20 protein-coding genes are annotated in these 24608 nt (G+C 58.0%); 9 read left to right on the top strand and 11 right to left on the bottom strand.

What is annotated here, in order from left to right:
• Positions 1-38 precede the first annotated feature (38 nt).
• Positions 39-1478, top strand: coding sequence for a sugar porter family MFS transporter (locus ACN28Q_RS19650; RefSeq protein ID WP_095849109.1), 1440 nt, complete (start codon positions 39-41; stop codon positions 1476-1478).
• 90 nt (positions 1479-1568) lie between these two features.
• Here ACN28Q_RS19650 and ACN28Q_RS19645 read toward each other — a convergent pair whose 3' ends face one another.
• From ACN28Q_RS19645 to mltB, 5 genes are all read right to left on the bottom strand, one after another.
• The gene (locus ACN28Q_RS19645) at positions 1569-2405 is read right to left on the bottom strand and encodes a MurR/RpiR family transcriptional regulator (protein WP_095847882.1); all 837 of its coding nucleotides are present in this window, start codon (positions 2403-2405) and stop codon (positions 1569-1571) included.
• Positions 2406-2598: 193 nt separating this feature from the next.
• On the bottom strand, positions 2599-3249 hold the full coding sequence (gene fdnI / locus ACN28Q_RS19640) for a formate dehydrogenase-N subunit gamma (RefSeq protein ID WP_183096557.1): 651 nt from the start codon (positions 3247-3249) through the stop codon (positions 2599-2601).
• Positions 3242-4129, bottom strand: coding sequence for a formate dehydrogenase subunit beta (gene fdxH, locus ACN28Q_RS19635; RefSeq protein ID WP_095847880.1), 888 nt, complete (start codon positions 4127-4129; stop codon positions 3242-3244). Before fdxH ends, fdnI begins: the two co-directional genes overlap by 8 nt.
• 12 nt (positions 4130-4141) lie before the next feature.
• Positions 4142-7189, bottom strand: a complete 3048-nt coding sequence (gene fdnG, locus ACN28Q_RS19630) for a formate dehydrogenase-N subunit alpha (RefSeq protein WP_095847879.1) — start codon at positions 7187-7189, stop codon at positions 4142-4144.
• Positions 7190-7469: 280 nt separating this feature from the next.
• Positions 7470-8552, bottom strand: coding sequence for a lytic murein transglycosylase B (mltB, locus tag ACN28Q_RS19625; RefSeq protein ID WP_095847878.1), 1083 nt, complete (start codon positions 8550-8552; stop codon positions 7470-7472).
• A 742-nt stretch (positions 8553-9294) separates the two neighbouring features.
• On the opposite strand from mltB, the gene ypdK reads away from it, so the two are divergent.
• Complete coding sequence (gene ypdK, locus ACN28Q_RS19620) at positions 9295-9369, top strand: membrane protein YpdK (protein ID WP_121525611.1); 75 nt, start codon at positions 9295-9297, stop codon at positions 9367-9369.
• A gap of 100 nt (positions 9370-9469) precedes the next feature.
• Here the strand turns inward: ypdK and alaC are convergent, their stop codons facing one another.
• Complete coding sequence (alaC, locus tag ACN28Q_RS19615) at positions 9470-10711, bottom strand: alanine transaminase (RefSeq protein WP_095847877.1); 1242 nt, start codon at positions 10709-10711, stop codon at positions 9470-9472.
• A gap of 313 nt (positions 10712-11024) precedes the next feature.
• On the opposite strand from alaC, the gene ACN28Q_RS19610 reads away from it, so the two are divergent.
• From ACN28Q_RS19610 to ACN28Q_RS19600, 3 genes are all read left to right on the top strand, one after another.
• On the top strand, positions 11025-12269 hold the full coding sequence (locus ACN28Q_RS19610) for a DUF1479 domain-containing protein (RefSeq protein WP_095847876.1): 1245 nt from the start codon (positions 11025-11027) through the stop codon (positions 12267-12269).
• 97 nt (positions 12270-12366) lie between these two features.
• A complete protein-coding gene (locus tag ACN28Q_RS19605) occupies positions 12367-14046 on the top strand; it encodes a sensor histidine kinase (RefSeq protein ID WP_095849108.1) in 1680 nt (559 codons plus the stop codon).
• Positions 14043-14780, top strand: coding sequence for a LytR/AlgR family response regulator transcription factor (locus ACN28Q_RS19600; protein WP_095847875.1), 738 nt, complete (start codon positions 14043-14045; stop codon positions 14778-14780). Before ACN28Q_RS19605 ends, ACN28Q_RS19600 begins: the two co-directional genes overlap by 4 nt.
• 4 nt (positions 14781-14784) lie before the next feature.
• On the opposite strand, the gene ACN28Q_RS19595 is transcribed toward ACN28Q_RS19600, so the two are convergent.
• Positions 14785-15126, bottom strand: coding sequence for a DUF2502 domain-containing protein (locus ACN28Q_RS19595; RefSeq protein ID WP_095847874.1), 342 nt, complete (start codon positions 15124-15126; stop codon positions 14785-14787).
• Positions 15127-15524: 398 nt separating this feature from the next.
• On the opposite strand from ACN28Q_RS19595, the gene ACN28Q_RS19590 reads away from it, so the two are divergent.
• Positions 15525-16754 (top strand): L-lactate MFS transporter, encoded by a 1230-nt coding sequence (locus ACN28Q_RS19590; RefSeq protein ID WP_095847873.1) that lies wholly within the window; start codon positions 15525-15527, stop codon positions 16752-16754.
• A gap of 70 nt (positions 16755-16824) precedes the next feature.
• Here the strand turns inward: ACN28Q_RS19590 and glk are convergent, their stop codons facing one another.
• The gene (gene glk, locus ACN28Q_RS19585; protein ID WP_095849107.1) at positions 16825-17790 is read right to left on the bottom strand and encodes a glucokinase; all 966 of its coding nucleotides are present in this window, start codon (positions 17788-17790) and stop codon (positions 16825-16827) included.
• Positions 17791-18084: 294 nt separating this feature from the next.
• On the opposite strand from glk, the gene ACN28Q_RS19580 reads away from it, so the two are divergent.
• Positions 18085-19332 carry an ion channel protein gene (locus tag ACN28Q_RS19580; protein WP_095847872.1) on the top strand — a complete coding sequence of 416 codons (1248 nt, stop codon included), beginning with the start codon at positions 18085-18087 and terminating at the stop codon, positions 19330-19332.
• Here the strand turns inward: ACN28Q_RS19580 and ACN28Q_RS19575 are convergent.
• Both ACN28Q_RS19575 and ACN28Q_RS19570 read right to left on the bottom strand, forming a co-directional pair.
• A complete protein-coding gene (locus ACN28Q_RS19575) occupies positions 19329-20021 on the bottom strand; it encodes an aspartate/glutamate racemase family protein (protein WP_095847871.1) in 693 nt (230 codons plus the stop codon). The genes ACN28Q_RS19580 and ACN28Q_RS19575 overlap by 4 nt on opposite strands.
• Positions 20022-20088: 67 nt before the next feature.
• Positions 20089-20541 carry a multidrug/biocide efflux PACE transporter gene (locus tag ACN28Q_RS19570; RefSeq protein ID WP_095847870.1) on the bottom strand — a complete coding sequence of 151 codons (453 nt, stop codon included), beginning with the start codon at positions 20539-20541 and terminating at the stop codon, positions 20089-20091.
• A gap of 99 nt (positions 20542-20640) precedes the next feature.
• Between ACN28Q_RS19570 and ACN28Q_RS19565 the strand changes: the two genes are divergently transcribed.
• On the top strand, positions 20641-21504 hold the full coding sequence (locus tag ACN28Q_RS19565) for a LysR family transcriptional regulator (RefSeq protein WP_095847869.1): 864 nt from the start codon (positions 20641-20643) through the stop codon (positions 21502-21504).
• On the opposite strand, the gene ACN28Q_RS19560 is transcribed toward ACN28Q_RS19565, so the two are convergent.
• A complete protein-coding gene (locus ACN28Q_RS19560; RefSeq protein WP_095847868.1) occupies positions 21501-23165 on the bottom strand; it encodes an alpha-keto acid decarboxylase family protein in 1665 nt (554 codons plus the stop codon). The genes ACN28Q_RS19565 and ACN28Q_RS19560 overlap by 4 nt on opposite strands.
• A gap of 333 nt (positions 23166-23498) precedes the next feature.
• On the opposite strand from ACN28Q_RS19560, the gene ACN28Q_RS19555 reads away from it, so the two are divergent.
• Entirely contained in the window at positions 23499-24488 is a 990-nt protein-coding gene (locus ACN28Q_RS19555; protein WP_095847867.1) for an aldo/keto reductase, read from the top strand.
• Positions 24489-24608: the final 120 nt, after the last annotated feature.

Genomic DNA, 24608 nt, shown 5'->3' with positions numbered 1-24608 from the left:
GCTACCCATCTGGGTTGCCTATACGGAGATTAATGAAAATGTCGAACGACATCAGATATAACTCTATGTACGTCTACATACTGTGCTGTGTAGCCGCACTGGGGGGCCTTATGTTCGGTTATTCAACCGGGGTAATTACCGGGGTGGTGGTACCGATACAGAAATTTTATAGCCTCAATCCAACCGAAACCGGTTGGGCCGTTTCCAGCGTGATTGTCGGCTGTATTTTTGGCGCGCTGGCCGGCGGCAAGATCGCCGATCGCTGGGGGCGCAAAACGGCGCTGTTGATCATGGCGGCGATTTTTATCGTCTCTGCGCTTGGCTCCGGGCTGGCGGAAAGCTTCACCGCCTTCTCCGTCTCGCGTATTCTTTGCGGTTTCGCTGTCGGCATGGCGGGCACCGCATCGCCCATGTATATGTCAGAGCTCTCCCCAGCAGCTATCCGCGGCAAAGCGTTGGGCATTTACAACATCTCAATCGTGCTTGGTCAGGTAATTGTTTTTATTGTGAATTTCATGATTGGCAAAGCAATGACGGAAACGCTTTTGGTAGAGCATGGCTGGCGCACGATGCTGCTCACCCAACTGGTGCCTTCTATCGCTATGCTGGTGATCACGCTGTTTCTGCCGGAATCCCCTGCCTGGTGCGCCAGGAATAACAAAGGCGAGAAAAGATCGCTTCAGGTGTTGGCGCGGGTTTATCCCGGCTACAGCGCCAGCGAAGTTCGCGGTGTATTCGACACCATGCGCAGCCAAAAAACAGAGCCAGGCGAAGCGAAAAACCTCAGCCTGCGGGCATCGCCGGTATTGAAATACATTTTAATCGTCGGCTGCTGCATCGCCGTGCTTCAGCAATTTACCGGCGTTAACGTTATGAACTATTATGCGCCGCTGGTTCTGCAAAGCAGCGGCAGTGGCCCCAACACGGTGATGTTTCAAACGATCTTTATCGCCGTATGTAACGGGGTGGGCAGCGTCATCGGCATGATCCTGTTCGATCGCCACGGCCGCTTGCCAATCATGAAAATCGGCACCATCGGATCAATCATTGGTCTACTGATCGCCTCCTATGGCTTGTATAACCATGACACCGGTTATATCACCATCTTCGGCATGCTGTTCTTTATGCTGCTGTTCGCCGCCAGTTGGAGCGTGGGTTGCTGGGTGCTCATTTCTGAAATATTCCCGGAAAGAATCAAAGGCATTGGTATGGGGCTGGCGGTTAGCCTGATGTGGATCGCCAATTTTCTTATTTCGCAGTTTTTCCCGGTTATCAACGAGAACGCCTTTTTACAGGCCCAGTTCGGCGGGGCCTTCTCGATGTGGATATTCGTGGTCTTTAACCTGGTCTGCTACATCTTCATCGCCCGTTACGTGCCTGAAACCAAAGGCGTATCGTTGGAAGATATTGAACATATCGCCACGCTTAAACTGCAACAGCTGCGCGGCAAGCACGCTACCACCGCTGAATTAAAATAGCGCTGCGTGCCGGGGCAACGCGATGATTCTAATGGATCACCGCGCTGCCCTACCGCACGTACGGGTTTGGCACAGCATCAAGCAGATTAATTAGCCAACGTTGGTCAACGCCAGGGAAACCGCCAGCGTTTGCGCCAGGCACATGGAAGCGACCTGGGAGCGGAAGCCATCCACCTGCGCCTCGCGCACCACAAAACACACGTCGCTGAAAGCGGCCAGCGGGCTAACCTGGCTGTCGGTAATCGCTATCTGGCGCGCGCCGCGCTTCGCCCCCAGCGCCACCAGTTCGATGGCTTCCTGGGCATAAGGCGAATAACTGATGGCGATCACCACATCATTAGGGCTGACCATACTCAATTGCTCAGAGAACATGCCGCCAAGACCATCGATCAGGAACGCCCGGCGTTCCAGGTGCCGCAGGGCATAGGTCAAATAGCTGGCGACGCTGAATGAACGGCGCAGGCCAATAACATAAATATTTTCCGCCTGCGAAAGCAACGCGACCGCCTGATCGAGCATTTCCGGCTTGATTTGGGCTGGAAGCTGTTGCAGCGCCTGGGTGTTCACCATGGAAAAAACGTTCAGGATCTCCGCCGGTTTTTCCGGCGCGGCGTTCCCTTCCTGTGCGGAAGTCTGGCGGAACAGGCGGGCGCGCTCCGTATAGCTGACCGTCTCTTCCATCAGGTGCTGGCGGAAAACCTGCTTCATCTCGTTGAAACCGCTGAAGCCAAAAGCATTGGCAAAGCGAATCAGCGTCGACGGAGGAACGTCGGCATGCTGGGCAATGGATGCCACCGTATCAAAAGCCACGCTGTTGCTGTTGTCTAATATATAGCGCGCGACCTGTTTAAGACGTTTGCTCAGCGTATCGTAACGGCTACGGATATCTTCCTGAAGTAAAGACAGTTGCGTTTGGTTATTCGGCATGGCGGTGCTCATGTGGAAATAAAATAAAAATTTCGCATGACAACCATTCTAGCAAATATGGGCGAATTTTCATTCGAAATTGGGCGAGTATTGACTGAATTGTGAAACGGGGCGCAGCCCGCGCAAATAAGCCAGGCTGAAGCTAACTCGGTGCCGGGCAACGCAACGGCGATCCCGGCACCAGGGCAGGCGCTTACACTCCGCCCTTTTCTTCCTGTGTTTCTTTGGCTTCGATCTGGCGATACCAGCGCGGATGGTGCTTCTTCGCCCAGCGGCGGCTGACCTTGCCTTCAATCATGCCTTTTATCGAACCTTTCACCCAAAAGGCCATGTACATATGAATCAAAATGGCATGGATCAGCACGATGCCCGCCGTGGCGTGGATCAACAGCGCAATGCGGATCCACACAATCGGGAAGAACGGCGCAAAATACGGCCGCCAGATAATCACCCCGGTGACCAGCAGCACAAAAATCATGCTCATGATGCTCCAGAACATCATCTTCTGCCCGGCATTGTATTTGCCGACGTCCGCCACCTTGTGCTCATTGCCTTTCAACACCTCGACGATGCCTTTGATCCACGGCAGATCTTCCTTTTCCGGGATGTTATGTTTTACAAAGCGGAAAAACATAAACACCAGCGCCAGGAAAATCACCACGCCGAAAAACGGGTGCAGAATGCGCCCCATCTGCGGCGTGCCGAAGGTTTCCGTCAGCCACTGCAACGTGGGGAAGAACAACGCAATCCCCGAGAGCGCCACCAGGAAGAAGCAGATCACCACCGTCCAATGACAGGCGCGATCGATGAACCGGGTGCGAACAATCATCTTGCTTTTACTCATGACCATTCTCCTCATCGTCATCCTCGGTCTCATTGTTTGGCCCAATGCCGATGTAGTGGAAAATCAGGCTGGCGAAGGTGGCGATAAAGCCTGCGGCCGCCAGGGGTTTCAACACGCCTTTCCACAGGTTGACCGGCATAGCGATCTGCGGCTCTTTGGGCAGGTTGTGATAAAGCTCCGGCCGATCGGCATGGTGCAACACGTACATCACATGGGTGCCGCCCACGCCCTGCGGGTTGTAAACGCCGGCCTGTGCATAGCCGCGCTTTTGCAGATGCGCAACGCGTTCCGCCCCCAGATCCAGCATGTCTTGTTTGCTGCCAAAGTGGATGGCGCCGGTTGGGCAGGTCTTCACACACGCCGGCTCCTGCCCCACGGTAACGCGGTCGACGCACAAGGTGCATTTATATACCCGGTGATCGTCCGGGTTCAGGCGCGGGATGTTGAACGGGCAACCGGCGATACAGTAGCCACAGCCGATACAGTGCTCAGACTGAAAATCCACAATGCCGTTGGCATACTGAATAATCGCCCCGGCTGAAGGGCAAGCCTTCAGGCAGCCCGGCTCGGCGCAGTGCATGCAGCCGTCTTTGCGGATCAGCCACTCCAGCTTGCCGTTCTGCTCGGTTTCGCTAAAGCGCATCAGCGTCCAGGATTTGGCGCTCAGATCGGCTGGGTTATCGTAAACGCCGGTGCAGTGCCCCACCTCGTCACGAATGTCGTTCCATTCCGAACAGGCCACCTGGCAAGCCTTGCAGCCAATGCAGATAGAAACGTCAATCAGCTTGGCGACTTCTTCCTTATGGGAACGGGCCTGCGGCGGCGGCGTCATCGCATTGGTGGCCGAACGTTTGATAATGTCTTGGGATTGCATGGACATAAATTCGGCTCCTTACACCTTTTCCACGTTCACTAAGAAGGCCTTATACTCCGGCGTCTGCGAGTTGGCATCGCCAACCGACGGCGTCAGGGTATTGGCCAGGAACCCCTTGCGGGTTTCGCCTTCAAAGCCCCAGTGGCAAGGAATACCGATCGTTTCCACCTCACTGCCGTTAATCAGCAGTGGCCGAATACGCTTGGTTACCACCGCTTTCGCCTTGATAAAACCGCGTTTAGACGAGATGCGAACTTCGTCGCCCTGGGCGATGCCTTTGCGGCTAGCCAGCGCTTCGCCGATCTCGATAAACTGCTCCGGCTGAACAATGGCGTTTAGCCGCGCATGTTTGGTCCAATGGCGGAACAGCTCGGTGATCGAATACGTCGTGGCGACATAGGGGAACTCCTCCGCACGCCCCATATTTTGCAAATCGTCAGCAAAAATACGCGCGGCTGGGTTGGAAACCACAGCCGGGTGCAGCGGGTTGGTGCCAATCGGCGTTTCAACCGGTTCATAGTGTTCCGGGAACGGGCCGTCGTTCATTTTATCCAGCGAGAATAAACGGCCGACGCCTTCCTGGTTCATAATAAACGGCCCGACGCCGCTGCCTGGCGCGGCCTGGCTGTAATCCGCCACGTCAAACCCCACCCATTTGGCGCCGTCCCAGCGGATGATTTCGCGTTTGGCATCCCAGGGTTTGCCCTGCGGATCCACCGATGCCCGGTTATACAGGATGCGGCGGTTGGCCGGCCATGACCAGGCCCAGCCGGGCGTGCAGCCCAGCCCGGAAGGATCGCTGTTGTCGCGGTTATCCATCTGGTTGCCTTTCTCCGTCCAGCTCCCGGCATAAATCCAGCAGAAGCTGCTGGTTGAGCCGTCCGCTTTCAACTGGGAAAACGCGCTGATCTGCTGCCCCTTTTTCACCACCACATTGCCAGCGGCGTCGGTAATATCCGCCAGGGCTTTGCCGTTGGCTTCGCGGGCGATCTCTTCCGGGGTAGGATCGGCCGGATCATGGTAATCCCAGGCCATATTCAGCACCGGTTCTGGGTTGGCGCCACCTTCCCGGCGATACATGTCGCGCAGCCGGGTAAACAGGCGGCCGATAATCTTGCCGTCGTGCAACGCCTCACCCGGCGGCTCCGCCGCCGCCCAGTGCCACTGCAGCCAACGGCCGGAGTTGGCGATCGAGCCGTCTTCTTCAGCAAAGCAAGAGGACGGCAAGCGGAACACTTCGGTCTGGATGTCCGCCGGATTAATGTCATTCATCTCACCGTGGTTCTGCCAGAAATTGGAAGATTCCGTCACCAGCGGATCGATCACCACCATGTATTTCAGCTTCGCCAGCGCCCGCGCCGATTTATTCTTATCCGGGAACGCCGCTAACGGGTTAAAACCCTGAACGATATAGCCGTTCATTTTGCCCTGGGCCATCAGCTCCGCCTGCGTTAATACGTCATACAGGCGATCCCACTTCGGCAGCCAGTCATAGCCCCACTGGTTTTGCGCGCTGGCCTTATCACCCCAAAAGCTTTTCATCATGCTGACGAAAAAGTTGGGCGTGTTGTGCCAGAAGTTGACTTCGTTCTGCCCCAGGCTGGCCGGCGTGATTTGCGTGATATAGCTCTGGTAATCGGCCTGCTTTTCAGAAGGCAACGGCATATAGCCGGGAAGGTTGGTGGAGAGCAAGCCCAGATCGGTATAGCCCTGAATGTTCGAGTGGCCACGCAGCGCATTGACCCCACCGCCGGGCATGCCGATATTGCCCAACAACAGCTGCACCATCGCCGCACAGCGGATAATCTGTGCGCCGCCGGAATGGTGCGTCCACCCCAAGGCATACAGAATGGTTGCAGTACGGTCGGGGGCGCTGGTTTCGGCCAATAACGCGCAGATTTTCAGGAAGTCGTCTTGCGGTGTGCCGCACAGACGGTTGACCAGCTCGGGCGTGTAACGGCTGACATGCTGTTTCAACAGGTTCCACACGCAGCGTGGATCGGTCAGCGTGCTATCACGCCGCGCATAGCCTTGTTCATCAAGCTGATAGAACCAGGTGTGTTTGTCATATTGCCGTTTTTCTGCGTCGTAACCGCTGAACAGCCCATCGTGGAAGGTATAATCCTCCCGCACCAGGAAACTGGCATTGGTGTAATTCTTCACGTACTCCGATTGAATTTTATTATTTTCAATCAGATAGTGAATCACGCCCAGCAGGAAAGCGGCGTCGGAGCCGGCACGGATCGGCGAATAGAGATCCGCCACGGCGGCGCTGCGGTTAAAGCGCGGATCCACCACTACCACGGTGGCGTCATTTTGCGTTTTCGCTTCTATCACCCATTTAAATCCCACCGGGTGCGCTTCCGCCGCGTTGCCGCCCATGATCAACACCAAGTTGGCATTTTTAATATCGACCCAGTTGTTGGTCATCGCACCGCGGCCAAAGGTGGGCGCCAGGGCTGAAACCGTCGGGCCATGGCACAAACGGGCCTGGCAATCGATCGCCACCATGCCGAGCGCGCGGGTGAATTTTTGATCCAGCAGCCCGGTTTCATTACTGGCGGCCGAAGAGCACAACATGCCGGTGGTCGTCCAGCGGTTGACGGTAACGTTCTGCGCATTCTTTTCAACAAAGTTGGCGTCGCGATCGTCTTTCATCAGGCGGGCGATGCGTTCAATCGCCTCCTCCCAACTGATGCGTTGCCAGCGATCGGTGCCGGGCGCGCGGTACTGCGGATAGCGCAGCCGGTTTTCACTGTGAATATAATCCAGCACCCCAGCCCCTTTCGGGCACAGTGAGCCGCGGCTCACTGGGTGATCCGGATCGCCCTCCACGTGGAAGATGCTCTCGCGCACGTTCTTGGCCCCATCCCCCATGCTATAGAGGATCACCCCGCAGCCCACTGAACAATAGGTGCAGTTGTTTCGGGTTTCTTTTGAACGCAAGAGTTTATATTGGCGCGTTTCGGCTAACGCGATTGAGGGGGTGAATCCAAGGGCGGCGACGGTTGTACCCGCCATCCCGCCGGCACAAATCCTAAAAAACTGCCTTCTGCTTACCCGCATCGGGCTCCTCCATGCTTACATTCAAATGAAGCTCATACAATGTGGGCACGTATTACCCACGTAAATTAAATGGCTAAAAGACCTTTTATTTTGTATGACAATGGTAGCACGAAGCGGGTTTTGATTTGGCGCAAATAATTACGCTATTCAAGCAAAAGGTGACTTACAGCACACCTTCATCACGATGGCGAGCAGCGGCGGGCCGAAATGAGATTAGCCAGCCCCGAGGGGCTGGCGTGCTTTATACATTGGTGGAAAGATAACGCCTGAATAACCCGGCTCAGTTCACCCCGCGGGCGGCGCGGCTGACTGCCTCGCCCAGTTGCCATACCGCCATGGCGTAGTGGGTACTGTGGTTATAGCGGGTAATCACATAGAAGTTCGGCAAGCCAAACCAATATTGATAGCTGCTGCCCATATCAAGGCGCAGCAGGCTCACCTCTTGCTCCCCGGCCAGCGGGCTCTGCGGGGTTAAACTGGCCTCACGCAGGGCGGCAACGTTATAGCGTGTCTTAAAGCCGTTTGCCAACCCTGGCGCCTGGCCGTTAGCGGCCACCGCCACGCCGGCACCCGGCTGCCAGCCATGCGCTTTAAAGTAGCTAGCCACGCTGCCGATAGCATCCACCGGATCCCACAGGTTGATATGGCCATCGCCGTTAAAATCAACCGCGTAGTTCTTGAATGACGAAGGCATAAATTGCCCATAGCCCATGGCGCCGGCATACGAGCCGCGCAGATCCAACGGATCGTCTTGCTCAGCACGGGCCATTAACAGGAATGTTTCCAGCTCGCTGCTGAAAAACTCGGCGCGGCGCGGGTAAGCAAAGGCCAGAGTCGCCAGAGCGTCGATGATGCGCGTTTTCCCCATCACGCGCCCCCAGCGGGTTTCCACCCCAATAATGCCGACGATAATTTCCGGCGGCACCCCGTATATTTGCTGGGCACGCTGCAAGGCGTCCTGATACTGGTTCCAGAACACTACGCCGTTTTGAACATTATCCGGCGTAATAAATTTGCCGCGATAGCGGAGCCACGCGCCGTTCGGGCCGGATGGCGGCAACGCCGTCGGCGCCTGCTGATCCATCAGGCGCAATACCCAATCCAGTTGCTTGGCCTGCGCCAGCACGTCGTGCAGTTGCTGGCGCTCAAAACCATGTTCCCGCACCATTTTATCGATAAAGCGTTCCGTCGCCGGATTAGCGGCGAAATCCCCGCTCAGCGGGCTAACACTATGCTCTGGCGTCAGCAGAAAGCCCTCATTTTTAGCCGCCGCCGTTTGCGGGGAGGCGATAGTTGGTTTTGGATTGCTGCTGCAGGCAGCCAGCAAGGTGATCAAAGGTAAAAGAGCAGCCAGGTGACGCATCGGATATCCATCGTAGCCATGCCAGTGAGAGTAAGCGTTATGTTAATGCATTGTTCGGTGTGAACAAACTGGATTCTGCCGCGGGCGATAAGGCCAAACCTCAACGCTAGGCTGTGTCCCGTAATAATGCGTGAGTGCCGCTGGCGGTCATTGGGCTGCGCGTCAAGGCGCAAGCCGTGCGGTTTGGCGGGCCCAAATAAACGGCGAGCAACGCAGAAGCGCAGCCCAATGGCCCCAGCCCGGAGGGTCGTGCCCCCAAAGCCCGTCCTCTGCGTTATCGGGCTTGAACATAGGCCCACTATGCCCTGCGCCCTCTGCCTTGATGACGGGCTTTGGACGCAACGACGGCACCACGACCTATTGCGGGACACAGCCTAGATAAATGAGCATTGTTGCCGCGTTAACGCCCGCCCCGCCGATTATAAAATACCGGCTGGCGCAGGCTGCTCCACCACGGCTAGCGCACGGTCCATCAGACAGGAAATGGTTAAGAAACCATCAATAAATGTGATCAAATACACAGTATTGAAATCATTCCGGCATTGAGAGTACATTAGCGCCGATCCTGCCGTGGCTCACGTTAACCTCAAGGACAAGGAAACACGGCAACAGGGTGATTTGCAGCCGCAGGCATTGTTGTTCCTGATTTGAACAACCACCGGCAGGCCGCTGATAACCCATAAAATCTCAGCACAACAATCGGGATCGTTGCTGGCGAGGAACTCCAAACGGGAGTTATTCAGTGAAATATTTTTTGCTGGGCGTGTCGTTTATGCTGGTTGCATGGGTTGGCACCTTCATGTTTATGGTCTCCTGACCGGCTAATCACCAGGCAAGGGGCATTCAGCCCCTTTCAAATGTAAAAAACCCCAAGGTTAGCCCCCTGGGGTTTTTTATTGCCGGCCGCTGGCGGCCAATTATTTCTCGGCGGCGGCCGTGCTGTGTTTCGCCCCTGGCTTGAGCAGCCCGTCTGCGCGGAACATCGCTTTAATCCCGCGCACCGCCTGGCGAATGCGATCCTGGTTTTCGATCAGCGCAAAGCGCACGTGATCGTCGCCGTAATCGCCAAAGCCGATGCCCGGCGACACGCAGACTTTCGCCTCCGCCAGCAGGCGTTTGGCGAACTCCAGCGAGCCCATGTGCGCGTAAGGTTCCGGGATTTTCGCCCACACATACATCGAGGCTTTCGGGTTTTCCACCATCCAACCGGCTTCATGCAACCCTTTCACCAACACGTTGCGCCGCTGGCGATACTGCTCGGCAATATCCAGCACGCACTGCTGGTCCCCTTCCAGGGCGGCGATGGCCGCCACCTGCAGCGGGGTGAACGTGCCGTAGTCGTGGTAACTTTTGATGCGCGTCAACGCGCTGACCAATTCCTGATTGCCCACCATAAAGCCGATGCGCCAACCCGCCATATTGTAGCTTTTCGACAGCGTGAAGAATTCCACCGCGATGTCTTTGGCGCCGGGCACCTGCATGATCGACGGGGCTTTCCAGCCGTCGTAAACGATATCGGCATAGGCCAGATCGTGGATCACCAGCACGTTATATTGCTTCGCCAACGCCACCACGCGCTCAAAGAAATCAAGCTCGACGCACTGCGCCGTTGGGTTGGACGGGAAGCCGAGGATCATCATTTTTGGGCGCGGGATCGTCTCGCGGATGGCGCGCTCCAGCTCACCAAAGAAATCGCCGCCTTCCACCAGCGGCACCGAGCGCACCTGGGCGCCGGCGATCACGGCGCCGTAAATATGGATCGGGTAGCTCGGGTTTGGCACCAGCACGGTATCGCCATGATCGAGCGTTGCCAGCATCAGGTGCGCCAGCCCTTCTTTTGAGCCGATAGTGACAATGGCTTCGCTTTCCGGATCGATCTCGACCTGATAGCGATCCTGATACCAGCGCGAAATTGCGCGGCGCAGGCGCGGGATGCCGCGTGAGGTCGAGTAGCCGTGGGTGTCGTCGCGCTGGGCCACGGTGCAGAGTTTTTCCACAATATGCGGCGGCGTTGGGCCGTCGGGGTTACCCATGCTGAAGTCGATGATGTCTTCACCACGCCGGCGCGCAGCCATCTTCAGTTCGGCGGTGATGTTGAATACGTAAGGGGGGAGACGTTCGATGCGCGTAAAACGACGCGGACTGTGATTATCAGCCATAGGTTCCTCGGGGATACGTTAGCGCCCGGACCGTCCGAGCGACGCTGGCCACCGTTTTCGTGGCCGGAAACTGAACATAACGCAGCGCGGCTGGGCTGTCGAGTCCCAGAAACATAATTTTACCTTGTCGCTTGCCGCTATGCCGGCGGCACCGTTTATGCGATCGCGCCAGCAAAACGAAAAAAGAGGAAGTTTCAAATGAAATATATCTCTTTATTTTCCTCAATAATTGCAGACAATCATTAACAGTGAGACAACAAAAACGCAACCCACTGCCGCCGCAGACATTCAACGGCAACCTAAGGAGAACATCATGTCATCCCTACAGATTGACGATATCCCCAGCGCAATAAAAACCGTTAAACAGCAGCTACGCCAGGCGCTGCCGAACTACCGCGAGGTGTTTGTGGCGCTGGAAGACAACATCCGTCAGCAGGTGGCGCAAATCCGCCGGGAACTGGCCAGCGGCGAAAACCCGGTGCCGCAGCTCAACGCCGAAGACATCCTGCAAAACCGCGTCACCGACCAGCAAAAAGCGCTGATAAAACAACGCGGCTGTTGTGCTATTCACGGCGTGTTCCCCGCGCAGCAGGCCGCGGCCTGGAACCAGGAAATCGGTGATTATCTGGCGCGCAACAACTTCGTCGAACGGCTGAAAAACGCCGCCGAAGATAACTACTTCGGCAAGCTGGCCGCCAGCAAGCCACAGATCTACGGCATTTATTGGTCAAAACCGCAGGTGGAAGCGCGCCAGCATGAGCAGATGCACGCCGTGCAGGTGTTCCTCAACAGCCTGTGGGAAACGCAAAGCAACGGCAAACAGCATTTTGATCCACAGCGCGTGGCTACCTATGCCGACCGCACGCGCCGCCGCCCGCCCAACTCCTCATCGCTGGGGCTGTCGCCGCACGTCGACAGCGGCACCATTGAGCGCTGGCTGGATGAAAACTTCCGCTACGTTTACCGCCATGTCTTTTCCGGCCACTGGCAACAGTACGATCCCTTTGCCGCGGACGGCCGTACCGAAGTGCGTGAAATCGCCTCCCCCGCGGTGTGCTCGATGTTCCGCACATTCCAGGGCTGGACGGCGCTCACGCCGCAGCGCACCCACGCCGGCACGCTGAATCTGGTGCCCATCGCCAACGCCATGGCGTATATCCTGCTACGCGCCCTGCAGGATGACGTCGCCGAGGACGATTTGTGCGACGCGGCGCCGGGACGTGCGCTGTCGATCTCGGAAAAATGGCATCCCCTTTTGCTTAGTGGGATTTCCCCAATTCCCGATCTGGAGCCTGGCGATACGGTGTTTTGGCATTGCGACGTGATCCACGCGGTGGAAAACGAGCACCATGGCGAATTCGACAGCAACGTGATGTATATCGCCGCGGCGCCGGGCTGTGCGAAAAACGACGCCTACCTGCAGCGTCAGTTGCCAAGCTTCCTGGCCGGCCGCACGCCGCCGGATTTCGCCCCTGATGATTTTGAAGTGGATTTCATCGGCCGCGCCACCGCCGATCTGCTAACGCCGCTGGGCAAAGCGCAGTTAGGTATGCAATAACCCGCGCCGTGCGGCGGTTTGCCCGCCGCACGCTCTCATATATACTCGCTTTCTCTTTTTGCTACAGCGAGAGCGCCCTGTGCACCCGTTTTTTGAAATGCTGCTTGCGGTGTTTGATCGCGCCGCCCTGATGTTGATTTGCCTGTTCTTCCTCACCCGCACCCGGCTGTTCCGCCAGCTATTGCAGAAAGAAGAACACACGCCGTTGGAACTGGCGGCGGTCACGGCCATCTTTTCGTTGTTCGCCCTGTTCAGTACCTATTCCGGCATCAACGTTGAAGGCTCGCTGGTTAACGTGCGGGTGATCGCCATCATGGCCGGCGGCATTCTGTTCGGCCCGTGGGTTGGCATCATCACCGGGGTGATCGCCGGGCTGCATCGCTATTTAATTGATATTGGCGGCATTACGTCGGTGCCCTGCCTGATCACCAGCATTATCGCGGGCATCAGCGCCGGCTATATCAACCTGAAGGTGAAAAAAGAGCAGCGCTGGCGCGCCGGGATCGTCGGCGGCATGCTGTGCGAAAGCCTGACTATGCTGCTGATTGTGCTGTGGGCAACCCCCACATCGCTCGGGCTGGATATCGTTTCCAAGATTGCGCTGCCGATGATCCTGGGCACGGTGTGTATCGGCCTGATCGTGCTGCTGGTGCAAAGCGTGGAAGATGAAAAAGAAGTGATCGCCGCCCGCCAGGCCAAGCTGGCGCTGGATATCGCACGCAAAACCCTGCCCTATTTCCGCAACGTTAACAGCGAAGCGCTGGCCACCATCTGTGAAATTATCCGCCATGACATCAAGGCCGACGCGGTGGCTATGACCGATACGCACCAGGTGCTGGCCTACGTCGGAGTTGGTCAGGAGGCCTACCCCATCGGGCGCGAAGGGCTCAGCCGCGTAACGCGCGAAAGCATCCGACACGGCAAAATCATCATCAAAAACAACCTGGAAAACCCGGCCACACCGCAGATCCACTCGCAGTTGGTGATCCCGCTGTGGGAAAAGGGCAACGTGTCCGGCGCGCTGAAAATTTACTACTGCCACGCGCACCAGATCACCAATACGCTGAAGGTCATGGCCGTCGGCCTGTCGCAAATCATCTCCACCCAGATGGAAGTTTCGCGCATTGAACACCTGCGCCAAATGGCGGATAAAGCGGAAATGCGCGCGCTGCAAAGCAAAATCAACCCCCACTTCCTGTTCAACGCGCTGAACGCCATTTCCTCGTCGATTCGCCTGAACCCGGATACCGCGCGCCAGTTGATTATCAACCTGTCGCGCTACCTGCGGTACAATCTTGAATTGAACGACGAATTTATCGATATCCGCAAAGAGCTGCACCAAATCCAGGACTATATCGCGATTGAACAGGCGCGCTTCGGCAGCAAGCTGACGGTGATTTACGACATCGATGATGATGTTTCTGTGCGCATCCCCAGCCTGCTGATCCAGCCGCTGGTAGAAAACGCCATTGTTCACGGTATCCAGCCCTGCAAAGGTAAAGGGGTGGTGGTGATCGCGGTGAAAGATCAGGGGGAATGCATCCGGATCTCGGTAAAAGATACCGGCAATGGTATTGAGCAGCAGGTGATCGACCGCGTTGCGCGCAACGAAGTGCCGGGCCATAACATCGGCCTGCTGAACGTGCACCATCGGGTTTCACTGCTGTACGGCAAGGGGCTGTGTATTCGCCGCCTGGAACCGGGCACCGAAATTGTGTTTTATGTCACCAGAAACGGCAGCAAACTGCAGACAGAAACCGCGGGGGCACAACCATGAAAGCCATTATTGTCGAAGATGAATTCCTTGCGCAGGAAGAGTTGAGCTACCTGATAAAAAAGCACAGCAATATCACCATTGAAGCCACCTTTGAAGATGGCCTCGACGTGCTGAAATACCTGCAAAACCACCAGGTGGACGCCATTTTCCTGGATATCAATATTCCCTCGCTGGACGGGGTGCTGCTGGCGCAGAACATCAGTAAATTCGCCCACCGCCCGGCGATTATTTTTATTACCGCCTACAAGGAACATGCGGTTGAAGCCTTCGAGATCGAAGCTTTTGACTACATCCTCAAACCGTACCATGAGGCACGCATCGTCACCATGCTGCAAAAGCTGGAGGCGCTGCACAGCCGGCAGGCCGCCAGCGGTGCGGAACAGGCCCTTCCGGCCGGCCGCGGCGGCCACAGCATCAACCTGGTGAAAGATGAACGCATCATCGTGACGGATATCAACGATATCTACTATGCCGCCGCCGATGAAAAGGTCACGCGGGTATATACCCGGCGTGAAGAATTCGTCATGCCAATGAACATCACCGAATTTTACAGCAGGCTGCCGGAAGAACATTTTTACCGCTGCCACCGCTCCTACTGCGTCAACTTATCGAAGATCCGCGAGATCGTTCCGTGGTTCAACAACACCTATATTCTGCGGCTGAGCGACCTGGAATTTGAGGTGCCGGTCAGCCGCAGCAAAGTGAAAGAATTCCGTAAACTAATGCGTATTTAATCCATTATCTGTGTGGCGGGCCACGGCGATCGTCGCGATCGTGGTGATGATCGTGGTCGTGATAATCCCGGTGCGGCGGGCGGTCACGCCATCCGCGCGGTGGTGGCGGTGGCGGCACGTAATAGACACGTGGCGGCGGCGCATAATAATAGCCGTCACGCGGCGGATAATGCCGGTGCCACCAGCGAGGTTCACGCCAGCGCCCCCCATCCCAGTAATAGCCACGGTTGTCACGATCGCCGATATGCAACGATATGCCTGGCACACTCACACCAATGGAGATATCCGCATGGCTGATCATTGGCCATGGCAACAGCACGGCCAGTAATAGCAATACTTTCTTCATTCAGTTGTCTCCTGCATTGCGGACACGGTCCGGTTGCAGACAACATAGTGCCGCGCCCTGCGCCGCTCTATAGGAACAATACCAATTTACGTCTTGGCGCCCCAATCTTCACATTTTGCATACAATTCACCGCCGCCGTCGCCCAATAAATTGTTGATATGTTTGATGTAGATCACATGTCAACGGCGGTATTTCGCGCCCTTTTAGGCCCCAAATCGGCACTTCATGCAGCCTCTGATGCATTTCATTCCTCTGCGGCGGCAGCTCATTCCCGAACCGGCATTCCATACCGGCGCCCCCTTTATAATAAGCCCATACCGCGGGGCTTTCGCAGGCTACCCGCCCCGAACCACCCGCCGCTATTCCGGCGCGTTATTACAGAGGAAGGAGACCGGCCGATGAGCATCAAACCGGTAAATCGTAGCTTAATCGTTTTTGGCACCATCATTTGCCAGATGGGCCTGGGCACTATCTACACCTGGAGCCTGTTCAACCAACCGCTGGTGGATAAGTTCCACTGGGGGCTGGGCGATGTGGCCACCACGTTCTCCATCACCAGCTTCTTCCTGGCGTTCTCCACGCTGTTCGCCGGCAAGCTGCAAGAACGTTTCGGCATCCGCAACCTGACCCTGGCGGCCGGTGTGCTGGTTGGCCTGGGGTTGATCGCCAGCGCCTACGTCAGCTCACTGACCATGATTTACCTGCTAGCCGGGGTGATCGTCGGCCTGGCGGTGGGGATCGCCTATATTTCCACGCTATCGAACCTGATCAAATGGTTCCCGGCCAACAAAGGGCTGATTTCAGGCATTTCGGTCGGCGCGTTCGGCTGCGGCAGCCTGCTGTTTAAATACGTAAACTCCGCGCTGATCGCCGGCGCCGGCGTGTCTGCGGCATTCTTCTACTGGGGCGCGATCATTATGGCGCTGATCGTTTTCGGCTCGCTGTGGTTGAAAGAGCCGGCCAGCACCCAGAGTGCAGCGGGCCAATCCAGCGCACCGCGCAGTGATTACAGCGTGCGCCAAATGTTGGCGACCAAAGAAGCCTATCTGCTGTTCGCTATTTTCTTTAGCGCCTGCATGAGCGGCCTGTACCTGATCGGCATTGTCAAAGACATGGGTGTGCAACTGACCGGCATGGATTTGGCCACCGCGGCCAACACCGTTTCCGCCGTGGCCATCTGCAACACCGCCGGCCGCATCATCCTGGGCACGCTGTCGGATAAAGTCGGCCGCATGCGGGTGATCAGCTTCACCATGCTGGTTACCATTCTGGCAGTGGTTGCCCTGAGCGTCTTCCACCTCAGCCATACCGCTTTCTTCCTGTGCGTGGGCGCCGTGGCCTTCTGCTTCGGCGGCAACATTACCGTTTTCCCGGCCATTATCGGTGACTTCTTCGGGATGAAAAACCACAGTAAGAACTACGGCATCATTTATCAGGGGTTTGGGCTAGGCGCCATGGCGGGTTCTTTCATCGCCAAATACTTCGGCGGCTTCCACGCCACTTTTATTGTGATTACGGCGCTGTCCATCGCCTCGCTGCTGATTACGCTGTTCATTAAGGCGCCGCACGGCAGCAGCGACAAAACGCAAAGCGGCGAACGCCCGCAGTTGGCGCAGGCTAACGCCTGATTCGAACGCGCCAAAAAAAAGGATGCGGCCAAACGGCGGCATCCTTTTTCTTTTGGGTAACGGCCAGCGGTTACAAATGCATCCCCAGCGTCTGGCGCAGGTGGGCGCCGGCGCCCAGCAACCCCGGCTGCGCATGGGTAATCATGAACACCGGAATCGGGTGGACATAATCCTTAAAGCGCCCTTTATCCTCAAATGCGGCGCGAAAGCCCGAAGCCTTAAAAAACGCCATAAAGCGCGGCACGATGCCGCCGGCAATATAAACGCCGCCGAACGTCCCGAGATTCAGCGCCAGGTTGCCGCCAAAACGCCCCATGATCACGCAAAACAGCGACAGCGCGCGGCGGCAATCGGTGCAGCTGTCTGCCAGCGCACGCTCGGTGACGTCTTTCGGCGCCAGTTTTTCCGGCAGGCGGTTGTCCGCTTTAACGATCGCCCGGTAGAGGTTCACCAGCCCCGGCCCCGAGAGCACTCGCTCGGCCGAAACATGGCCGATTTCGGCGCGCAGCACCTCGAGGATCAAATCCTCCTCTTCGCTGTTCGGCGCAAAATCCACGTGGCCGCCCTCGCCCGGCAGGCTAACCCAGCGCCGGTTGACGTGCACCAGGTGGGACACGCCAAGCCCGGTGCCGGCGCCATAGACCGCAATCGGCTTGCCCTTTTGCGGTTGGCCGCCGCCGAACTGGATCACGTCGTCATCGACCAGCATCGGAATCGCCATCGACACCGCGGTGAAATCATTGATGACTTCCAAATGATTCAGCCCCAGATTGGCCTTCATTTCCTTGATCGAAAATGCCCAGGTATGGTTGGTCATGGCCACCCAATCTTCGGTGACCGGGCAGGCAATGGCGATACAGGCATCCTGCACCGCCACGTCATGTTCTTTCAGGTATTGGCGAATAACCGCTTCCAGGCTATCAAACTCCAGGCCGGAATAGGTTTTCGCCTGGGTAATGGCACCCGTCGCCACGGTGCATAACGCCAGCCGAGCGTTGGTACCGCCGACATCCCCAACGAGGGCATAGGTCATCAGTGTGTTCTCCGCAAAGTAAATACTCCCCACACTGTAAAATCCCGCCGCGAAAACAACAATCACCATCCGCAGGCCAACCATTCAATAGCGATCTAGATCACAAAAACGGTTCAGCAAATCGCTACCCGCTGCGGATTGAAACAAATTGCGGCAAAAAAACGCCGTGGGTTTGGTTGTTAACCGTGAGACAACATTGGCACAATCGGCAGGTATTATCACTTTGCGCCGCCGGCGAATGCCGGGTGCGCACGCCGGTATTTCAACACTCCGTTGTCCGCTTAACAAGGAACCTGCATGCTGCATCCCCGTGCCTATGCCATGTTGGCGTTCGCCCTGCCCGCCGTCGTCATCGGCGCCGCCTCCAGTCTGGTTTTGATGATGTTGCTGGCCGCCACCGGCGCGCTGCGATCTCTGTTATGGCAGCATCTCCCTGCGTTGCTGCACATTGCGCCCGGCAACGCCGGCTGGCCGCTGATTATCCTGCCGGCAACCGGTATGGCGGTTGGGCTGGTTATTCGTTATCTGCCGGGCCACGCCGGGCCGGATCCGGCGGCTGAATCGTTGATCGGCCCGCCGCTGCCGCTTGGCGCGTTGCCCGGCCTGGTGCTGGCGATGGTGCTCGGCCTGGCCGGTGGCGTCAGCCTGGGGCCGGAAAACCCTATCACCGCCATTAACATCGCGCTGGCGGCCGCGCTCGGCAGCCGCCTGTTGCCCAATGTACCGAAGATGGACTGGATCATCCTCGCCGCCGCCGGCACCCTCGGCGCCCTGTTCGGCACGCCGGTGGCGGTAGCGCTGATTTTTGCGCAAACGCTGGGCAACGCCAGCGAAGCGCCGCTGTGGGAACGGTTGTTCGCCCCGCTGATGGCCGCCGCGGCCGGCGCCTTCACCGCGCAATTCTTTGCCGCCCCACAGTTCGCCTTAACGCTCGCGCCCTACGATACGCCCCGGCTGGGGGACGTTTTCAGCGGCGCGATTGTCACGCTGATCGCCGTCGCGCTTGGTATGATCGCCGTCTGGTGTTTTCCGCGCGTGCACCGCGTATTCAACACGCTGCGCAACCCGGTGCTGAGGCTGGGTTTAGCCGGCCTGGCGCTGGGAGGATTGAGCCTGGTGGGTGGCGATCTGACGCTTTTTAGCGGGATGAATGAGATACAGCGGTTGGCCGGTGACGAGAGCCTGTCAGTTCACACGTTGCTGGCGATCACCGTGGCGAAACTGGCGGCGTTAGTGATCGCCGCCGCCTGCGGCTTTCGCGGCGGGCGGATTTTCCCGGCGCTGTTCATCGGTGTGGCGCTAGGGTTGATGCTGCATGCGCACGTGCCGGCCGTGCCGGCGGCGATCACCATTTCCTGCGCCGTGATGGGGTTAGCGCTGGTAGTCACGCGTGAGGGGTGGCTAAGCCTGTTTGTCGCGCTCGCCGTGGTGCCGGATCTGCACCTGTTGCCGGTATTATGCTTGGTGATGCTGCCCGCCTGGCTGGTGCTGGCGGGCAAGCCGCTGATGCTGATTAACACGCGCCGCCCGCCCCACGACGACTAGGCCAGCGCATACTCCGCGGCGGCGTGCGCATGGATGGCGGTGGTGTCGAACACCGGCACCGCCGCATCCTGCGCCCCGACCAACAGGCCGATTTCCGTGCAGCCAAAGATAATCCCCTGCGCGCCCTGCTGTTCCAGGCGGTGAATAATCTGGCGGTATTCCTCGCGTGAAGCGTCGCGGATCTCCCCGCGGCACAGCTCATCATAAATAATGCGGTGCACAATCTCGCGGTCGGCCGCCGCCGGCGTCACCACCTCAATGCCATGTTGGTCCCGCAGGCGCCCGCGATAAAAATCCTGCTCCATGGTAAAGCGTGTGCCCAATAGCCCGACGCGGCGGATCCCTTGCTGGCGCACCTGTTGCGCAGTGGCATCGGCGATGTGGATCAACGGCAGGCCGCTGGCCTGCTCGATCACGTCCGCCACATTGTGCATGGTGTTGGTACAGATCACGATGGCCTCGGCGCCGGCGGCACGCAATGACGCAGCCGCAGCGGCCAACAGTTGGCCGGCGCCGGCCCAGTCGCCCTGGTGCTGCAGCCGCTCGATTTCCTGAAAATCCACGCTATAGAGCACGAGTTTAGCCGAATGCAAGCCGCCTAGCCGCGCCTTCACCTGTTCGTTGATCATGCGGTAATACGGGATGGTAGACTCCCAGCTCATGCCACCCAGCAAGCCCAATACTTTCATTACTCTCCCCTCGGCTCCATCGAATATACCGCCGATCTTACCTGAGGCATGCCGGGCTGACGATGCCTTATTTCGTGCCCGAGTTGATCGGTGCGCGCGCTTCGAACCAGCGCTGGCGCACGGTGTCATACAGCCAGTTGTAGAACATGGTGTACGGCAGGAAGAACAGGAAAAAGCCGATCTCCAGTATAAACGCCCGCAGCAGGGGAATATCCAGCATCCAGGCCGCGATGGGCACACCGATCAATACAAAGCCCCCTTCAAAGCCAAACGCATGCAACACCCGCACTTTCAGCGTACGCGCCACCCGGTTTACCGGCCACAGGCGATCGAACGCGGTGTTGTAGACCATGTTCCACACCATCGCGAGCGTCGACAGCATCACCGCCAACGCCCCAACCTGCAGCATCGGGCGGTTGAGCAGCCACGCGCCCAGCGGGGCGAAGATCAACAAGGCAATGGCCTCGAAGCCGACGGCATGAATAATACGCTCAATGAAAGACTTGTTTTGCAGTTGCATACATCACCTGTTTTCTGACTATTAGGGTTAAAGCCAGGTGATTATCATCGCTTTTTCGGGTAGGTTAAAAATAGGTTCCATCGATATAGTAGATAGATCATGCGTTATTCCCCCGAAGCATTACAGGCGTTTGTCGAGGCCGCCGCCCTTGGCTCGTTCTCCGCGGCGGCCCGTAAGCTGCGCAAGAGCCAGTCCACCATCAGCACCGCTATCGCCAACCTGGAAGCCGATCTGGCGCTGACGCTGTTCGATCGCCAGGGGCGCCAGCCGGTGCTGACCGCCGTTGGGCGCAAGGTGCTCAGCCAGGTGCAGGAAATCCTCGCCGCCAGCGAACGGCTTGACGCGCTAAGCATCCGGCTGGCGGGCAATGTCGAACCACGCCTGACCATCGTCTTTTCCGATACCTACCAGCCCAAGCACCATGACCGGATGATGATGAATTTCGAACAGCGCTATCAGGATATTGAACTGGAGTGCATGATCGCGGAAGACGGCGACGTGCTCGATCTGCTGCAGAGCGGCCGCGCCCATCTGGGCATGGTCGAAACGCAGAAAAACTACCCGCCGGATATCGCCTTCGCCCGTCTGCCTAACCAAACAGAAATGGGATTGTTCGTTGCCCGTCAGCACCCGCTAGCGCAGCTTTCCGCCCCCACACCAGAGCAGTTGGCCCGCACCCGCCAACTGTATCTGAATACCTATACCGGCACCGAAGCCGCCAGGCCGGGCGGGCCGGTGTGGTCGGCGCCGAGCTACCTGATGCTGCTGGAAATGGCGGAACAGGGCTTTGGCTGGGCGGTGCTGCCGCGCTGGCTGGTGCGGCAATACAGCCATGAAAAATTGACCGAGCTGCGCCCACGCGGCTGGCCGAAGATGATCTCAGTGGATGTGGTATGGTCGAAACTCACCCCGCCGGGGCCGGCGGGATATTGGTTACTGGAGCAATTGCTGGATAGCGCCTAGATCGCCGAATTGCGTGCACTCATGGAGCGCGACACCATATCCAACAGGGGTGGAATATCCATCTTCGGCAGCACCACTTCGATAAACGCTAACTGCGCACAATCCGTCGCTTCGCTCAGCGCCTGGCGCAGCTGTTGCCGATCGCTCGCGCGCAGGATCTTGCAGGGCTGCTCCCCGGCCAGCGCCTGCGGCAACTGCGCCCAGTTCCACGGCGCAATGTCGTTATAGGGTTGCTGCGGCCCGTGGATCGCCCGTTCAACCGTATAGCCGTCATTGTTGATCAGGAAGATGATCGGTTTCAGCCCGTAACGCAGCATCGATCCCAGCTCCTGGGCGGTCAACTGCGCGGAGCCATCGCCGATCAGCAGCAACACCCGGCGCTCCGGCTGCGCCATGCCGGCGCCAAACGCCGCCGGCAGCGTATAGCCAATCGAGCCCCACAGCGGCTGGACGATAAAGTGGCAGCCGGACGGCAGGTTCAGGCTCGCGGCGCCAAAGCTGGACGTGCCCTGTTCGGTCAGAACAATATCTCCCGGCCGCAGGAAATCCTGCATTTGGCACCAGAACCCTTGCTGATCCAAGCGTGGCGTGCCGGGATCCGGCAGCGGCGGGCGCGCGATCACCGGCAGTTGCCAGCGCGGCGCCAGTTCCAGCGTGAGCTGATGCAATGCCTTGATGGCGGCATGCATGGGAAGTTGGCTGAACAGCTGCCGGCCGACCCGCGCTTCAAACGGCTGAATATCGATACATTTTTCGGCCGGCAGATCGTGGCTGAAACCAGCGGTAATCGCATCGGAAAAGCGCACGCCGACGTTAATCACCACTTCGGCGCCTTCGATCGCCTGCTTCACCTGCGGCGCGCTGGGTGCGCCTGCATAAGTCCCCACGAAATAAGGATGGCGCTCATCCAACACGCTTTTGCCCATCAGCAACGTGGCGTGCGGCATATCCACCTGCTGCAGCCACTGCGCCAGCAGCGGCGCGGCGCCAAAACGTTCGGCAAGGAAATCCGCCAGCAGTGAAACCCGGCGCGCCGGCTGCAATTTTTCCCGCGCGGCGGCGATAAACGCCTGCAACGCGGCTTCACACAGGGTGGGTTGCCGCGGCGCCAGCGGCACCGGCTGAACCGCCGGCAACGGCGCTTCGGCCACGTCGCTCGGCAACAGCAGATACACCGGGCGGTGTTCAAACAGGGCGGTGGCCAACAGGCGATCGATTTCGCTCGCGGCGTTCTCCACGGTCAGGCTGGCCTGGGCCACGGTCACTTCCTGCGCCATGCGGGCAAAGTGACCAAAATCGCCATCCCCCAATGAGTGATGCACCAACTCGCCCGCGTGCTGCACCCGCAGCGACGGCGCGCCCACCACGTGGATCACCGGCAGGTACTCGGCGTAGCTGCCGGTGACGCCGTTTACCGCGCTCAACTCGCCCACGCCAAACGTGGTCAGCAACGCCGCTGCCGGCTTACAACGCGCATAGCCGTCGGCGGCATAGGCGGCGTTAAGCTCATTGGCACACCCTACCCAGGCGATATGCGGGTGCGCGACCACATGATCGAGAAACTGCAGGTTGTAATCTCCTGGTACCCCAAAAAAATGATCAATGCCTATCTCGACCAACCGGTCAAGAAGGTAGTCAGCTACCGTATAGTTATTACTCATGCGCCTCACCTGTCATCAAATAGGTTTCGGCTGCCCACGCATCTGATCCCAAGCCCGGAGGTTACGGTTTTTGCAAGACACCGCAGCGGCCACAGGCCAGCGCAGTAACAGTCATCAGTAGTAAGTATCAGAGTTCTGACGCAAATTTCGAACATTCCCGGCAAAAAGCCACTGGCAAGCAGGCGTTACATCCCTGCTCGCCCGGCAGGCAAACCGGCAACCGCATTAAAAACATTAATAATCCCAGCGTGTTCAAGCGTGATCGCGCACGCATTCCAACCCCGGTGTAAACGCATACACTCAGGCGGTTGCCGATTTAACAGGAGAGAAATGATGGTGTATCAGGCAAATGCGTTCCGTTATCAGGATATGACCTACCGCCGCTGCGGGCGCAGCGGCTTAAAGCTGCCCGCCGTTTCCCTGGGGCTATGGCACAACTTTGGCGACACCAGCCCCAACGAACAGGCGCGCAGCCTGATATGCCACGCTTTCGATCTGGGCATTACGCATTTCGATCTGGCCAATAACTACGGCCCGCCGCCCGGTTCCGCCGAACAAACGTTTGGCCGTATCCTCAACAGCGATCTGCGCCCTTACCGCGACGAGCTGATTATCTCGACCAAGGCCGGCTACACCATGTGGCCGGGGCCATACGGCGACTGGGGCGCCAAAAAATATCTGGTCGCCAGCCTGAATCAAAGCCTCAAGCGCCTGGGCGTGGAGTACGTCGATATCTTCTATCACCACCGCCCCGATCCGCACACGCCGCTGGAAGAAACCCTGGCCGCGCTGGATCTGCTGGTGCGCCAGGGCAAGGCGCTGTATATCGGGCTATCTAACTATCCGCCCGAGCAAGCGCGCCGCGCATTCCGCATTCTGCGCCAGCTTGGCACGCCCTGCGTTATCCACCAGCCCAAATACTCGATGTTTGAACGCGGCGCCGAAGCGGAGCTGCTGGGCGCGCTGCAGGAAGATGGCGTGGGGGCGATTGCTTTCTCGCCGCTGGCCGGCGGCGTATTAACCGATCGTTACCTGCAAGGGATCCCGCAGGACTCGCGCGCCGCCAGCGCCAGCCCGTTCCTGAAGCCGGAAAGCCTGAGCGCGGAAAAGCTGGAAAAGGTGCAGCGGCTCAATCTGCTGGCGCAGCAGCGCGGGCAAAAGCTGGCACAGATGGCGCTGGCCTGGGTGCTGCGCCACGCCGGTATCACCTCGGTATTGATTGGCGCCAGTAAAACCAGTCAAATTGACGATGCGATCGGCATGTTGGCCCAGCAGGGCTTCAGCGAAACAGAGCTTCGGCAGATAGATGATATTCTGTTGTAATCGATTACAACCCCACCGAACTATACGCCTGGGTACTTACTGATTTGCCGCCTTGAGGCATCCTGAATGATTTTGTTTATCCAAAATTTTATCGGCGATCATGCCTCTGGGCACGCAAAT

Source organism: Gibbsiella quercinecans, from assembly GCF_002291425.1.
GTDB classification, from domain to species: Bacteria; Pseudomonadota; Gammaproteobacteria; order Enterobacterales; family Enterobacteriaceae; genus Gibbsiella; species Gibbsiella quercinecans.
Note: the sequence above shows the minus strand (reverse complement) of the source record. Positions and strands in the feature narration are given on the sequence as shown.

What these genes read in the sequence shown, in the direction of transcription:
- alaC (WP_095847877.1), bottom strand. Translation starts at nt 10,711, where the DNA reads ATGGCTGATAATCACAGTCCGCGTCGTTTTACGCGCATCGAACGTCTC.
- ACN28Q_RS19565 (WP_095847869.1), top strand. Translation starts at nt 20,641, where the DNA reads ATGCGTTATTCCCCCGAAGCATTACAGGCGTTTGTCGAGGCCGCCGCC.
- ACN28Q_RS19580 (WP_095847872.1), top strand. Translation starts at nt 18,085, where the DNA reads ATGCTGCATCCCCGTGCCTATGCCATGTTGGCGTTCGCCCTGCCCGCC.
- ACN28Q_RS19600 (WP_095847875.1), top strand. Translation starts at nt 14,043, where the DNA reads ATGAAAGCCATTATTGTCGAAGATGAATTCCTTGCGCAGGAAGAGTTG.
- ACN28Q_RS19650 (WP_095849109.1), top strand. Translation starts at nt 39, where the DNA reads ATGTCGAACGACATCAGATATAACTCTATGTACGTCTACATACTGTGC.
- ACN28Q_RS19605 (WP_095849108.1), top strand. Translation starts at nt 12,367, where the DNA reads ATGCTGCTTGCGGTGTTTGATCGCGCCGCCCTGATGTTGATTTGCCTG.
- ACN28Q_RS19590 (WP_095847873.1), top strand. Translation starts at nt 15,525, where the DNA reads ATGAGCATCAAACCGGTAAATCGTAGCTTAATCGTTTTTGGCACCATC.
- ACN28Q_RS19645 (WP_095847882.1), bottom strand. Translation starts at nt 2,405, where the DNA reads ATGCCGAATAACCAAACGCAACTGTCTTTACTTCAGGAAGATATCCGT.
- fdxH (WP_095847880.1), bottom strand. Translation starts at nt 4,129, where the DNA reads ATGTCCATGCAATCCCAAGACATTATCAAACGTTCGGCCACCAATGCG.
- ACN28Q_RS19595 (WP_095847874.1), bottom strand. Translation starts at nt 15,126, where the DNA reads ATGAAGAAAGTATTGCTATTACTGGCCGTGCTGTTGCCATGGCCAATG.
- ACN28Q_RS19555 (WP_095847867.1), top strand. Translation starts at nt 23,499, where the DNA reads ATGGTGTATCAGGCAAATGCGTTCCGTTATCAGGATATGACCTACCGC.
- ACN28Q_RS19570 (WP_095847870.1), bottom strand. Translation starts at nt 20,541, where the DNA reads ATGCAACTGCAAAACAAGTCTTTCATTGAGCGTATTATTCATGCCGTC.
- ACN28Q_RS19560 (WP_095847868.1), bottom strand. Translation starts at nt 23,165, where the DNA reads ATGAGTAATAACTATACGGTAGCTGACTACCTTCTTGACCGGTTGGTC.
- fdnI (WP_183096557.1), bottom strand. Translation starts at nt 3,249, where the DNA reads ATGAGTAAAAGCAAGATGATTGTTCGCACCCGGTTCATCGATCGCGCC.
- mltB (WP_095847878.1), bottom strand. Translation starts at nt 8,552, where the DNA reads ATGCGTCACCTGGCTGCTCTTTTACCTTTGATCACCTTGCTGGCTGCC.
- ACN28Q_RS19575 (WP_095847871.1), bottom strand. Translation starts at nt 20,021, where the DNA reads ATGAAAGTATTGGGCTTGCTGGGTGGCATGAGCTGGGAGTCTACCATC.
- ACN28Q_RS19610 (WP_095847876.1), top strand. Translation starts at nt 11,025, where the DNA reads ATGTCATCCCTACAGATTGACGATATCCCCAGCGCAATAAAAACCGTT.
- fdnG (WP_095847879.1), bottom strand. Translation starts at nt 7,189, where the DNA reads ATGCGGGTAAGCAGAAGGCAGTTTTTTAGGATTTGTGCCGGCGGGATG.